General features: G+C 71.0%; 13 protein-coding genes. 1 reads left to right on the top strand and 12 read right to left on the bottom strand.

Annotation, left to right across the window (positions count from 1 at the left end; genetic code table 11):
- Positions 1–2: 2 nt before the first annotated feature.
- The 11 genes from DL990_RS29795 to DL990_RS29745 all read right to left on the bottom strand — a co-directional run bounded on the left by DL990_RS29795 (position 3) and on the right by DL990_RS29745 (position 10,371).
- Positions 3–986 (bottom strand): iron ABC transporter permease, encoded by a 984-nt coding sequence (locus DL990_RS29795; protein WP_125800651.1) that lies wholly within the window; start codon positions 984–986, stop codon positions 3–5.
- On the bottom strand, positions 983–1,987 hold the full coding sequence (locus DL990_RS29790) for an ABC transporter substrate-binding protein (protein WP_125784451.1): 1,005 nt from the start codon (positions 1,985–1,987) through the stop codon (positions 983–985). The genes DL990_RS29795 and DL990_RS29790 overlap by 4 nt, the downstream gene beginning before the upstream one ends.
- Positions 1,988–2,018: 31 nt before the next feature.
- Positions 2,019–2,873, bottom strand: coding sequence for a siderophore-interacting protein (locus tag DL990_RS29785; RefSeq protein WP_125800650.1), 855 nt, complete (start codon positions 2,871–2,873; stop codon positions 2,019–2,021).
- Positions 2,870–3,103 (bottom strand): phosphopantetheine-binding protein, encoded by a 234-nt coding sequence (locus DL990_RS29780; RefSeq protein WP_125784455.1) that lies wholly within the window; start codon positions 3,101–3,103, stop codon positions 2,870–2,872. The genes DL990_RS29785 and DL990_RS29780 overlap by 4 nt, the downstream gene beginning before the upstream one ends.
- Positions 3,103–3,771 carry an isochorismatase family protein gene (locus DL990_RS29775; protein WP_125784457.1) on the bottom strand — a complete coding sequence of 223 codons (669 nt, stop codon included), beginning with the start codon at positions 3,769–3,771 and terminating at the stop codon, positions 3,103–3,105. Before DL990_RS29775 ends, DL990_RS29780 begins: the two co-directional genes overlap by 1 nt.
- Complete coding sequence (locus tag DL990_RS29770; RefSeq protein WP_125800649.1) at positions 3,768–5,390, bottom strand: (2,3-dihydroxybenzoyl)adenylate synthase; 1,623 nt, start codon at positions 5,388–5,390, stop codon at positions 3,768–3,770. The genes DL990_RS29775 and DL990_RS29770 overlap by 4 nt, the downstream gene beginning before the upstream one ends.
- Positions 5,387–6,580: an isochorismate synthase gene (locus tag DL990_RS29765; protein ID WP_125800648.1), complete on the bottom strand. Its 1,194-nt coding sequence runs from the start codon at positions 6,578–6,580 to the stop codon at positions 5,387–5,389. The genes DL990_RS29770 and DL990_RS29765 overlap by 4 nt, the downstream gene beginning before the upstream one ends.
- Before the next feature lie 157 nt (positions 6,581–6,737).
- The gene (gene dhbA, locus DL990_RS29760) at positions 6,738–7,487 is read right to left on the bottom strand and encodes a 2,3-dihydro-2,3-dihydroxybenzoate dehydrogenase (protein ID WP_125784463.1); all 750 of its coding nucleotides are present in this window, start codon (positions 7,485–7,487) and stop codon (positions 6,738–6,740) included.
- Between the two features lie 288 nt (positions 7,488–7,775).
- Positions 7,776–8,237: a GerMN domain-containing protein gene (locus DL990_RS29755; RefSeq protein ID WP_125800647.1), complete on the bottom strand. Its 462-nt coding sequence runs from the start codon at positions 8,235–8,237 to the stop codon at positions 7,776–7,778.
- Positions 8,234–9,640: a HAMP domain-containing sensor histidine kinase gene (locus DL990_RS29750; RefSeq protein WP_125800646.1), complete on the bottom strand. Its 1,407-nt coding sequence runs from the start codon at positions 9,638–9,640 to the stop codon at positions 8,234–8,236. Before DL990_RS29750 ends, DL990_RS29755 begins: the two co-directional genes overlap by 4 nt.
- On the bottom strand, positions 9,637–10,371 hold the full coding sequence (locus DL990_RS29745; RefSeq protein ID WP_125784469.1) for a response regulator transcription factor: 735 nt from the start codon (positions 10,369–10,371) through the stop codon (positions 9,637–9,639). The genes DL990_RS29750 and DL990_RS29745 overlap by 4 nt, the downstream gene beginning before the upstream one ends.
- A gap of 154 nt (positions 10,372–10,525) precedes the next feature.
- On the opposite strand from DL990_RS29745, the gene DL990_RS29740 reads away from it, so the two are divergent.
- Positions 10,526–11,026, top strand: a complete 501-nt coding sequence (locus DL990_RS29740) for a D-alanyl-D-alanine carboxypeptidase (protein ID WP_125800645.1) — start codon at positions 10,526–10,528, stop codon at positions 11,024–11,026.
- Here the strand turns inward: DL990_RS29740 and DL990_RS29735 are convergent.
- Positions 11,016–12,017, bottom strand: a complete 1,002-nt coding sequence (locus DL990_RS29735) for a trans-acting enoyl reductase family protein (protein WP_125800644.1) — start codon at positions 12,015–12,017, stop codon at positions 11,016–11,018. The genes DL990_RS29740 and DL990_RS29735 overlap by 11 nt on opposite strands.
- Between the last annotated feature and the right edge of the window lie 86 nt (positions 12,018–12,103).

Genomic DNA, 12,103 nt, shown 5'->3' with positions numbered 1-12,103 from the left:
GTTCACAGCGGCGCCGCCCCGTATTTGCGGACGGCCCAGATCAGCACCGGGCCGCCGAGGAACGCGGTCACGATCGCGACCGGGACTTCACCGGTCGGCAGCAGGACCCGCGAGCCGACGTCCGCCGCCAGCATCAGGACCGGGCCGAGCAGTGCGGCGAACGCGATCAGCCACGGGATGGACGCGCCGGCCACCCGCCGCGCCAGATGCGGCACGATCAGCCCGACGAACAGGATCGGCCCGGCCAGCGCGGTGGCCGCGCCCGCCATCAGCGTGATCAGCAGCAGGGTGGCCATCCGGACGCGGGCGACGTTCGCGCCGAGGGTGTGCGCGACCGTCTCGCCGAGCGCGATGGCGTTCAGCTGACGGCTCACCGCGAACGCGCCCAGCAGGGACAGCCCGATGATGATCAGCGGCACCGTCGTCGGCGCCTGTTCCCGGCCTGCCAGCGAACCGACCGACCAGAACCGGTAGACGTCGAAGGTTTCCGGGAACAGCAGCCGCAGGCCGAGGGTGAGCCCCAGCAGCACGGCGCTCAGCGCGGTCCCGGCGAGCACAAGCCGCAGCGGCGACTTGCTGCCGACCGCGTACACCAGCGCCGAGGCGCCGAGCGCGCCCACCACCGCCAGGCCCAGTTCGACGGTCGCCGACGCGGCGAGGCCGAACGACGAACCCACCGCGATGGCGAACCCGGCCCCCGCGGTCACGCCGAGCACGCCGGGTTCGGCCAAAGCGTTGCGGGACAAGGCCTGCACGAGCACCCCGTCGTCGACGAGGGCCGCGCCGACGCCGATCGCGAGCACCGCCCTCGGCATCCGGATGTCCAGGACGATCGCCCGGTCACTCGGGTTCCCGTCGCCGAGCAGGGCGCGCACGACCTCTCCGGGGGCGATGGCGTGCGCGCCGATGCCGACGCTCAGCACGGCGACCACGACGAGCCCGAGCAGTGCGGCGCCGAGCAGCGCGGACCGCCCGGTGGTGGTCACTGCTTGAGCAGCGGCGCGAACGCCTGGTCGACAGCGTCCAAAGTGGACGTCGCGGCCCGGTAGGTGGCGGCCTCGGTGTAACGGAACGCGTAGACCTTGCCCGCCTTCACCGCGGGGAGTTCCTTCCACAGCGGCGAGTCGAGGACGTACTTGACCGGCGCGGGCACGGAACCGTCCGGGCCGACCGAGTAGCTGATCGCGTCGGCTTCGGCGAACGCCGTCGGCAGCTCTTCGATCGACGGGTACTCGCTGACGTCCTTGGAGCCGCCGCCCTTGACCTTGACCTGGCCGTAGTAGGTGGCGCCGAGGTCCTGTGCGGCGTTGGTGCCCCACGAACCGTTGAACTCGCGCTGGAAGTTGCCCTTGGCGACCTCGCCGTAGGCACCGACGTGACCCAGCTTCAGCTGCGGCAGCACGGCCTTGTACTTCTCGGCCAGCCCCTTGGCCTTGGTCTCGTACGCGGTCTTGACGGCGTCGAACCCGGCGGCCGCACCCGCGGCATCGGCCTGCTTACGGGACAGCTCACGCCACATCGACGGCACCGACGGGCCGATCGCCACGACCGGGGCGATCGCTTCGAGTCGCTTGACGTCGATGTCGGCGAGCACCGGCTTGGGCACCCCGATGACGATGAGGTCGGGATCAGCCTGCGCGATCGCCTCGTAGTTCGTCTCCGCCGCCGTCTCGCCGGCGACCTTCGCCAGTTCGTCGTACTTCTTGCGCTCCTGCTCGTTGAACAGCGGGACACCGCGCTTCCAGCTGGACACCCCGACCAGCGGCGCGCCCGCTTCGAGCAGGGCGGGGACCGCGTAGCCGGTGGCGATGACCCGCTTCGGCGAGACCGGGATGGTGATCTGGCCGTTGTCGGCGGCGAACACCCGGGTCTGACCGCCGTCTGCGGCCTTGCCGTCTTCGCCGGAACCGCAGGCGGTGGCCGCGGTCGCGACCGTCAGCGCGAGCGCGATCGCTCCGGCGAGACGTCGGGTTCTGGTGGTGCGCATGGGAATTCCTCGTTATTTCAGTGGGTGGGGATCAGTGGTCGTGGTCGTCGTCGAAGTTGGCGACGCCGAGTTTCCAGTAGCCGGTGACGTCGTGGTCGGCCTTGCCGAGCCCGAGGTCGTTCTTGAGCCATCGGCGCAGGGGTTTGATCTGCCCCGCCTCGCCCGCGACCCAGGCGTAGAGCCGTTCACCTGCGGGGACTTCGATCGTCTGTACCGCGCGGGCGAGCATGTCGGTGGTGCCCGGCGCGGCGGCACCCCGGTGCAGCCAATGCACTTCGACGTCCTCGGGTGCGGACAGCTCGATCTCCTCGGCCGCGTCCGCGACCTCGATGAACGCCCAGCCCGCGGCGGTGCGCGGCAGTTCTTCGAGCCAGCGCGCGATCGCGGGCAGGGCGGTGAGGTCGCCGGCGAGCAGGTACCGGTCGTAGTTGTGCGGCACGATCAGCCCGCCCGGCGGACCCGCGACGTGCACCGGCGTACCCGGCGTGACGGCCTTGGCCCACTCGGCACCGAGTCCACCGTCGTGCAGCGCGACGTCGAGGTCGAGTTCCCCGGAGGCCGGGTCGTAGCGGCGGACCGTGTACTCGCGCGTCGTCGGGAACGGCTTCGGCCAGCGCAGCATGTCGCCGTTCGGCTCCGGCAGCCTCGGCTCCGGGTCGAGCTCCGGGAAAATCAGCTTCACGTGCTCGTCGGGCGAATGCGCCTCGAACCCGGCCGTGCCGGGTCCGCCAAGGGTCACGCGAACCAGTCCGGAGCCGATCATCGCGGTGCGGACGACTTCGGCCGTCCGCACGCGGATCGGGTAGCCCACCTTCTCCGCGTGCTCGCCCACGCGGACCTCGGCGATGCGTTCGAGGTGCCGGTGGCGGTGGTCGGCGCGGCTCACGCGGGGCTCCCGGTGAGGACCCGGGTCCAGTGACCGAGGGTCGGCTGTTCGGCGAGGTCGGCGAACTCCAGGGTGTCGGCTCCCTCGGTGCGCCACTGCTCGACCAGGCCCATGATCCGCATCGAGTCGAGGCCGAGGTCGGTGAGATCGGTGTCCGGTGTCAGCTCGGCCGGGTCGCAGCCGAGCAGTTCGGCTACGTCGGCGTGGATCTTCGTGGTGGTGAGGCTCATTACCGTGCTCCGGCGTGCATCGGGGCCAGCGCGCCGAGCGCGGCGGCCGTGGTGGTCAGTGCGCCGCAGCGCTGGGCGACGTACTCGCAGGCCTGGTCGTGGCGTTCGCGGGAGAAGTCCGCGACCGCGTCACCGACCAGGAACGGCTGGATGTCGCGCATGAACGCCTCGACGGCGGTGGCCTGGCAGCCGATATGCGCGTAGACACCGGTGATCAGCAGCTGATCGCGACCGGCTTCGGCGAGCTGTTCGGTGAACGTGCTGCGCTGGAACGCGCTGTAGCGCCACTTCGTCAGCACGGTGTCACCCGGTTTCGGGGCGAGTTCGGGCACCACGTCCGCGGCCGCGGGGTCGTCCTCGATGACCGCGCCGATGCCGTCGCCCCAGAACTCGGTGAGCAGACCGCGATCCTCGGCGGCCTGGTGACCGGGCTGCGCGGTGTAGAACACCGGAACGCCCGCGGCGCGGGCGGCGTCGGCCAGCGCGGCGATGTTCGCGACCATCTCCGGGACCGGGGATCCCTCGTACGGCGCGAGGAAGTACCGCTGCGCGTCGTGCACCAGCAGCGCGGCGCGGGCGGGGTCGGGTTTCCAGTCGACCCGTCCGGCGGGCAGCTCGGCCTCCGCCGGCAGGGCGTACGGCTGGATCTTGGGAAGTGACACGTTCACATCTCCTTCGCCAGGGCGGCCAGCGCCGCCCGCAGCTCGCGTTTGCTGGTCTTGCCGACCCCCGTCACCGGGAACTCCGGCACCACCTGGACCAGATCGGGCACCTTGAACGCCGCCACCCCGCGCTCGCGCACGAACCGGCGCAGTTCCGCCGCGACCGGTTCCGCACCGGCAGCGGGGACGACGTAGGCGCAGGTGCGCTCGCCCAGGTACGGATCCGGCACCGCGACGACGGCGGCGTCGAGCACGCCGGGATGGGCCATCAGGTGGTTCTCGACCTCTTCCGCGGCCACCTTCTCGCCGCCGCGGTTGATCTGTTCCTTGGCCCTGCCGACGACTTCGAGGTGTCCCGACGGATGCTGTCGCACGAGGTCGCCGGTGCGGTAGAAGCCGTCCTCGGTGAACGCGGTCTTGTTGTGCTCGGCGGCGCGGTAGTAGCCGCGGATCGTGTACGGGCCACGGGTCAGCAACGCGCCGATCTCGCCCGGCGCGACGACATCGTCCGAAGTGGACAGTGGGTCGTCCGGGTTCACGACGCGGATCTCGTCGTCCGGCGAAATCGGCCGTCCCTGCGTGGCGAGGACGTACTCGTCCGGATCGTCGAGCCGGGTGTAGCAGACCAGCCCTTCGGCCATCCCGAACACCTGTTGCAGACGGCAGCCCAGCGCGGGCCCGATCTTCTCGGCCAGCTCACGCGCGCATTTGGCGCCGCCGACCAGCAGGACGTCCAAAGAGGACAGATCGCGGGTGGTCCGCGCGGCCGCCTGCGCCCACGCGGCGGCCAGCGGCGGCACGAGCCCGGTGATCGTCACGCCCTCGGCCTCGATCAGCCGGAACGCGGTGTCGGCGTCGGGACGCGGCGCGAACACCGTGGCCGCGCCCGCGTGCAGGGCCCCGAGCAGGCCGGGCGAGCTGAGCGGGAAGTTGTGCGCGACCGGCAGCGCGGCCAGGTACACGCTTTCCGGGCGCAGGCCGCAGATCCGCGCACTTTCGCGCACGCTGTAGAGGTAGTCGTCGTGCGTGCGCGGGATCAGCTTGGGCAAGCCGGTGCTACCACCGGACAGCTGGAGGAACGCGACCCCGGCGGGATCCGGATCCGGCAGAGCGCGCGGAGTCGCCGCTTCGAGCACGGCGAACTCCTCCGTGCCGACGACGAAGACGGTCCGCACCGAAGGGATCTCGGCCGCGACCGCGCGCGCCATGGACGCGTGGTCGAACCGTTCGTGTTCGCCGACGGTCAGGATCGCCGCGGCCTCGCTCTGCTCGGCGAAATGCCGCAGTTCGCTGGCCCGGTGCGCGGGAAGCGCGAACACCGGCAGCGCGCCCGCCCGCCACAGTCCGAAAACGACGGACGCGAACTCCGGCACGTTCGGCAGTTGCACGACGACCCGGTCACCCGCCTGGATCCCGGCCCCGGCGAACCCGCCGGCGACCCGGTGCGCCCGCTCGTCGAGTTCGGCGAACGTCCAGCGGGCGGTCTCGCCGATCACGGCCGGACGCTCGGCGTACGCCTCGGCAAGGCTGGTCAGCAGCTTGCCGAAGGTCTGGCCGCGCCAGTATCCCGAAGCCCGGTACCGCGCGGCGGTTTCGGGCGGCCAGGGCACGTGGTCCGGGTTCACGCCACTCCCTCCAGGCCGAGCGCACGCAGCATGGTGCCGAACTTCGCGCCGGTCTCGGCGAGTTCGGCTTCCGGGTCGGAACCCGCCACCACACCCGCGCCGGCGAACAGCCGCACCGTCCGGTCGCGGACCTCGGCGCAGCGGATGGTGACGACCCATTCGCCGTCACCGTCCTGGTCGGTCCAGCCGACGAGACCCGCGTAATAGCCCCGATCCTCGGGTTCGAGCGCGGCGATGGTGTCGCGAGCGAGCGCTGTCGGCACACCGCAGACGGCGGGTGTCGGATGCAATGCTTCAGCCAGCCCGAGCGCGGACGAACCGGCGTCGCCCGGGTCCGCGAGCCGTCCGCTGATCCTGGTCGAGAGGTGCCACATCGTGGGCGTACCGATCACCTCGGGTTCGGTGGGGACGTCGAGGTCGACGCAGAACCGGCCCAGCACCTCGGCCACCTGAGCGGCGACGTGGGCGTGTTCGGCACGGTCCTTTTCGGACGCCAGCAGATCGTCGATCCGGCGGGCGTTCTCGGCGTCGTCGGCCACTCGCGGCCGCGATCCGGCCAGCGGGTTGGCCGTCACGATCCGGCCGCGGCGGGAGACCAGCAGTTCCGGACTCGCGCCGATCAGGGTGCGCGGCGCGGGATCACCCGGCGCGCTGACGTCGACGGCGAAGGCATGGGCGGCCGGGTCCGCGTGGACGAGGCGGGCCAGCAGCCGCGGTACGGCGACGGGGTCTCCGCCGGTGACGTCGAGGCAGCGGGCCAGCACGATCTTGCGCAGGTCACCGTCGCGGATCTCGTCCAGCGCCCTGGCGACGGCAGTGGTGTAGACCTCCGGTGCCGGCCGCGGCGACACCGACCAGTTCCCGCCGAGCGGCGCCACCGGACCACTCTTCTTCGGTGGTCCGGCCCGGCGGACCACCGCGGGCACCACCAGGCTGCTCGGCGCGTCGGGCCGGAACCCGATCGCCCCGACGACCACCGGTTCGTCCACTCCCGCCACCAAAGCGGCGTCGAGGATCTCGGCGGCGGCACGGGCACGTTTGCCCGGCGCCGCGTGGACCGGCGAGTACACCCCGTCGGCGAGAAGCGATCCTCGAGCGGACGAGTAGTAGAACGATCCGGGCAGGTACGCCGCCAGCAGATCGGCCGCCTGGTGGACCGGCCTTGGTCGGGCCGGTGCAGGTGAGGACACGACTGGATTCCCTTTCGCGAATACTACTGACCAGGTCGGCACCCGCGTGGTGCCGCGGTGCCGTATGCCGGCGCGGAACGCAAACCCCCGGACGCGCCTTTTCGGTTAGCCTAACCTAATCGTACGGACCCGAAAAGTCTTCGTTGCGTCATCGAGATCACCCGCGGAGCGTGGCGCCGCCGTCGACGTAGAGATTCTGCATCGTGATGTGCCGCGCTCGATCGGAGGCCAAAAACAGGACCGCGTCGGCGATATCGGCGGGTTCGGCTATCCGGCCCAGTGGTATGCCGACGCGGTATTGCTCCAAATTTCCCGCGATGACAAGGTCCGCGCCGTTCTCGTCCGTCCACAGTAGACGTTGCATCTCAGTGTCGGTCGAGCCGGGCGAGACGATGTTGCAGCGGATACCGGAACCGGCGAGTTCGAGGCCGAGACAGCGCGTCAGCATCGTCGCCGCGGCCTTCGAGGCGGCGTACGCGGCCATCCCGGCGCGCGGGACGCCCGCCGCGTTCGACCCGACCGTCACCAGGACACCGCTCCGGCGAGGCAACATCCGGCGGGAGATCTCACGAAGGACAGTGAAGACCCCGGTGGAGTTGACCGCGAACGTCGCCGCCCAGTCCTCGTCACTCGTCTCGCAGACCGACCCCGGCTTCAGCACGCCCGCGACGGACGCCCCGATCCCGATCGGCCCGAGTTCGCGTTCGATGTCGTCGACCACCCGCGCGACAGCCGCGGGATCCCCGACGTCCGCGACGAACGAGGTCACCCCGTCCCGCGAAGGCCCTTCGGTCAGGTCCACCGCCGCCACGATCGCGCCCGCTCCGACGAGCCCGTCCACGACGGCCGCCCCGATCCCGCGCGCGCCTCCGGTGACGAGCGCGACCTTGCCCTCGATCCCTTCCACGCCACAACCCCCCGTTCCCTATGCTTAGCCTTGCCTAAGCTAGCGGGCGGATCCGGACAAAGCGAGGGACCGACACCGGTGATCCATGACACGTCCGCCTGGACGGGCAGGGTAAAAATGCCGTGGCACGTGCCACTTGTGTCTGCATTCCGGTCCTGGCGGGCAAAGGGCTACGTGGTTGCGGCTGCGCGTGAAGGCCCCCTTCCCTCGGCTCAGCCGTGGGGCGCGCGGGTCGTGAGTGGCGTTTCGGGTTCTAACCCGAAACGCCACTCACGACCCCCCGCACCGCTAACCGGGCAAGGAACAGGACAGTGGACCGCGTATGGTTCCTCCGCCCCGCAAGGTGATCTGCGCGCTTCCGCCGAGCGAATCCCTGGCGGTGCACACAATCTGGTCGACGGCCATCGCCGACAGCGCGGCGACGCCGATCGAGAGGGTCACCGTGACCCCGTTGGGCCCGGCGCTCTGGTCGAGAACCGCGGTGCCTGGCGGGACTTCGGTGGTGTAGTCCCGTTCCCGCTCGCTCTCGTCCGGTCCGGCGGCGAGCAGATCGACGGGGCTCGCCGGCGGCAGTCCCTCGGCGAGCGGGCGCAGCACCCGGACCGGCTGCCCGCCGGACAGGAAGTAGAGCACCGCGCCGTTGGCAGGCCCCGTCGGCGCGGGCGCTCCGGCGATCACGGCGCTGGGCCGGACACCGCAACCCGCGACCACCGACGCGATCAGGAGCAGCGCGAACACGATCCGCTTCATTCCGTCACCACCCGGTGAGGCAGGCGCAGGGTGAACACGGCGCCACCGTCGACGCCGTTGGCCGCGCTCAGGGTGCCGCCGTGCAGACGGGCGTTCTCCCAGGCGATCGCGAGACCGAGCCCGCTGCCGCCGGAACGCGCCCTTGCCGAATCGGCCTTGTAGAACCGGTCGAACACGTGCGGCAGCACCTCGGGCGCCAGCCCCGGCCCGCGATCCGCGACCTCCAGCGTGATCCACTCCCCTGCTTCGGAAAGTCTCAGTGAGACCGGCTTTTCCCCGTGCCGCACCGCGTTGCCGACCAGGTTCGCCACGATGACGTCCATCCGCCGCGGATCCAGCCCGGCGAAGATCCCGGCGGGCAGATCTCCTTCCACCTCGCCTGCCCAGCCGCGGATGCGCAGGCTCGCCGTGACCACCTCGGCGACGTCGACCTCCTCCGGTGCGAGGGCGGCGGCCCCGGCGTCGAACCGCGACACCTCGATGAGGTCGTTCACCAGCCGGGTCAGGTTGTGCGTCTCGTCGATGCTCATCCGCGCCGCACGTCCCGCGTCCCCCGGCAGCCGCGACGCCTCCTGCTCCAGCACGTCCGCGACCGCGGTCATCGCGGCCAGCGGGGTGCGCAGTTCGTGCGAGACGTCCGCGACGAACCGCCGTGCGTCGGCTTCCATCCGTCGTAACTCGCCGACATGCCGTTCCAGCGATTCGGCCGTCTCGTTGAAAGTCCGCGCCACACCCGCCAGTTCGTCCGAACCACGGACACTGATGCGGGCCCGCAGATCGCCGGCGCCCAGCCGTTGTGCCGCGTCGCCCAGTTCCCGCACCGGCCGCAGGACGCCACGCGCGGCCAGCAGTGCCAGTCCGATGGCGAGAACGAGCGCCACCCCGCCGATCAGCCAGGCACGGGTGGCGAGTTCGTCGATGCTCTGCTCCTCGGGAACCATGCTGCGGGCGATGTAGGCCTCGATCCCCGAAGCCCGCTGCTGTCCGCCGGGCAGTAGCACGGTGAACCTGGTGCCCACCAGCAACATCGGCGTACCCGCGACGTCGACCCGTTGCCAGGCCACGTTTCCCGCCTGGACCCGTGCACGGAGTTCGGGCGAGATCAGCGCCCGCATCTGCTCGTTCCCGCTCGACTTTTCCGCGTACAGCACCAAGGAACTCAAGTCACGGTCGGACAGTTCGCCGCTGATCCGGCTCAGCGTCCCGTCACCCGGCGGCAGCGGGCCGAGCGGGTACAGCGCGGTGGCCTTGTCGACCAGGACACGGGCGGTGGCGTCCTGTGCCTGCTGGAGGATCACGGTGCGGGACTGGACGTAGCCGAACCCGGCGACCGTCGCCGCCGTGATCACGACCAGCATGCTGAACGCCATCAGCAGCCGTGTCCGCAGACCCCAAAGCTTCACAGTGGCCCGAAGCGATAGCCGAACCCACGGACCGTCTGCACGTACACCGGCGCGGAAGAGTCGTCCTCGATCTTCGCGCGCAGCCGCTGCACACAGGCGTCGACGACCCGCGAGTCGCCGAAGTAGCCGTGCTCCCACACACTTTCCAGCAGGTACTGACGGCTGAGCACCCGGCCCGGCACCTGGGTCAGTTCCAGCAGCAGCCGCAGCTCGGTCGGAGCGAGGGCGACGGGTTCCCCGCCTTTGGTCACCGTCAGCGCGGCACGGTCGATGCCGAGATCGCCGTGCCGCTCGATCCCGGACGCCGCCGGCGCCGCGTGCGACGGCTGCCCGCTGCGGCGCAGCACCGCGCGGATCCGCGCCTCCAGTACCTGTGCCCTGGCGGGTTTGACCACGTAGTCGTCCGCGCCGGCGGCGAGCCCGGCCACGACGTCGATGTCCTCGTTGCGCGCGGTGAGCATGATGATCGGCAGGTCGCCCGCGGCACGGATCCGGCGGCAGACCTCGAAGCCGTCCAGCCCGGGCAGCATCAGGTCCAGCACGACGATGTCCGGCGGCCGCGACGCGAGCCGCGCGAGGCCTTCCTCGCCGGTGGCCACCGCGTCGACCGCGTGGCCGCGGCCGCCCAGCGCCATGCACAGCCCGTCACGCACGGCTTGGTCGTCCTCGATGAGCAGCACCCTGGGCATGCCGACGACTATCGCAGCGCCGGACGTGATCCGCTCGTCCATGACACGCCATGGTGCCCATCCTGTTTCCGCGGAGCGTCCGCGGAATGTCTTCGTTCTGTCACGGCGTGCTCCGTGCGGAACGGTGACATTTTCGTCGGCGTCCGCGCACGTCGCCGCGACCGGCCTCGGACAAGCGACGCCGACTGTGAACGGCATGAAAGAACTCGTGCTCGCGGCCATCACCCGCGTCCTCGCGGTGCTGCTGCTGATCCCCGCGTGGCTGCGGTCCCCCGGCAACGCCCGGCGGCTCGCCTGCGGCTGGGCGCTGTCGCTGCGGTTCCCCGCCGAGAACCTCGCCGGGCTCACCGCCGGCACCCTCGACGCGTTCACCGCCGCCAGGACCGAGGCGTTCTGGCGGCACGGCACGCTCCTCGGCGTCACGTCGGGACATCGCGACGCCGCCGAGCAGCATCGCCTTTTCCTCGCCGAGGCCGGGCGAAAGCGGGTCCTGCCGCCGAAGGATTCCGCGCACGTCCGAGGTACCGCGCTGGACGTCCGGCCGCGCGAAGGCGCGCAGTGGCTGGAGGACCACGGTGCCCGCTTCGCGCTCTACCGGATCTACGACAACGAATGGTGGCATTTCGAGTACCGGCCCGGCGAAGCCCCGCCCGCGCGGCTGCCGCATCCGGGCCGGCGGGCGGGTGTCACCCGGTGACGGTGATCCGCGGGGTCAGCGCCGCCAGGAAGTCGGCCGCGTCGAAGACCTCCCCGGCCGAGACGACCCCGGTCGCCTTGGTCCGCCCGTCGAGCACCCGCTGGACGGCCTCCACCACCAAAGGTGCCGTGATCGCGTAGATGTCCTGGCCTCGCGCGGCGATCCGCCGTTCCGCGTCACCGGATCGCACGACGACGTCGACCAGGAACTCCTGCGAGGACGGGCCGTCCGATCCCAGCGTGGGCGTCTCGGGTGTCACCACCTCACGAGCCGCGTTCACGGTCATGTACGTGGTCACCTCCGGGATGGCGAGGTGGCTCGGGACGGTGACGACGTCGGCCATCGTGAACTCGCCGAGCACGGCGCGGGTCCCGAGCGGCGCGGGGAAGTCCCAGTCCAGTTCCGGCAGCGCGTCGTCGCGATACTCGATCCGGCCGCCGGAGAACCGGATCCGCTGACCGCCTCGCCGTTCCCGTGACACCTTGCCCGCCGCGCGGGTTCCCTCGGTCGGATGCCAGCTGCTCAGCGCGTAGGCGACGTGCGCTTCGTCCGCGGACGTCCAGTCGCCCATCGCGGCGGTGACCATCAGGTCGCCGAGGCCGCCGAAGAACGCCATCGCCGGGATCACCGTCGCTCCCTCGGCACGATCACCGAAATGCGCGAAGGTGTCCATGTTCGCTTCGAGCTCCGCCGCCACGTCCAGATACGGGACGCCCGCTCGCAACGCCGCTTCGATCACCGGAGCGGCGGTGTCGGCGAAGGGGCCGGCGGCGTTGATCACCGCCTCGGCGCCCTTGAACGCGCGGTCGAGCGAAGCCGCGTCGTCGACCGACGCCTGCCGGATGTCGAGATCGGACCAAGGCAGACCGCGCAGTTTCGCCTCGTCACGCCCCACCGCCAGCACGCCGAAACCGCGCTCGCGCAACTCCTCCACCACGAAGCGCCCGGTGTGCCCGTAAGCCCCGAACACCGCGACGTCGTACGTACCCATGAGGGTTCTCCTGTCCTCGACTGATCCACTGTGGACCATCCTGTCGGCGGGTCCCGTCCGCTGACAGTGTCCGGAACGCCATCATG

Source organism: Amycolatopsis sp. WAC 01416 (assembly GCF_003947485.1).
GTDB lineage: Bacteria > Actinomycetota > Actinomycetes > Mycobacteriales > Pseudonocardiaceae > Amycolatopsis.
The sequence above is the reverse complement of the archived record's forward strand: the minus strand, read 5'-3'. Positions and strand labels throughout refer to the sequence as shown.

What these genes read in the sequence shown, in the direction of transcription:
- DL990_RS29790 (WP_125784451.1), bottom strand. Translation starts at nt 1,987, where the DNA reads ATGCGCACCACCAGAACCCGACGTCTCGCCGGAGCGATCGCGCTCGCG.
- DL990_RS29780 (WP_125784455.1), bottom strand. Translation starts at nt 3,103, where the DNA reads ATGAGCCTCACCACCACGAAGATCCACGCCGACGTAGCCGAACTGCTC.
- DL990_RS29755 (WP_125800647.1), bottom strand. Translation starts at nt 8,237, where the DNA reads ATGAAGCGGATCGTGTTCGCGCTGCTCCTGATCGCGTCGGTGGTCGCG.
- DL990_RS29745 (WP_125784469.1), bottom strand. Translation starts at nt 10,371, where the DNA reads ATGGACGAGCGGATCACGTCCGGCGCTGCGATAGTCGTCGGCATGCCC.
- DL990_RS29740 (WP_125800645.1), top strand. Translation starts at nt 10,526, where the DNA reads ATGAAAGAACTCGTGCTCGCGGCCATCACCCGCGTCCTCGCGGTGCTG.
- DL990_RS29735 (WP_125800644.1), bottom strand. Translation starts at nt 12,017, where the DNA reads ATGGGTACGTACGACGTCGCGGTGTTCGGGGCTTACGGGCACACCGGG.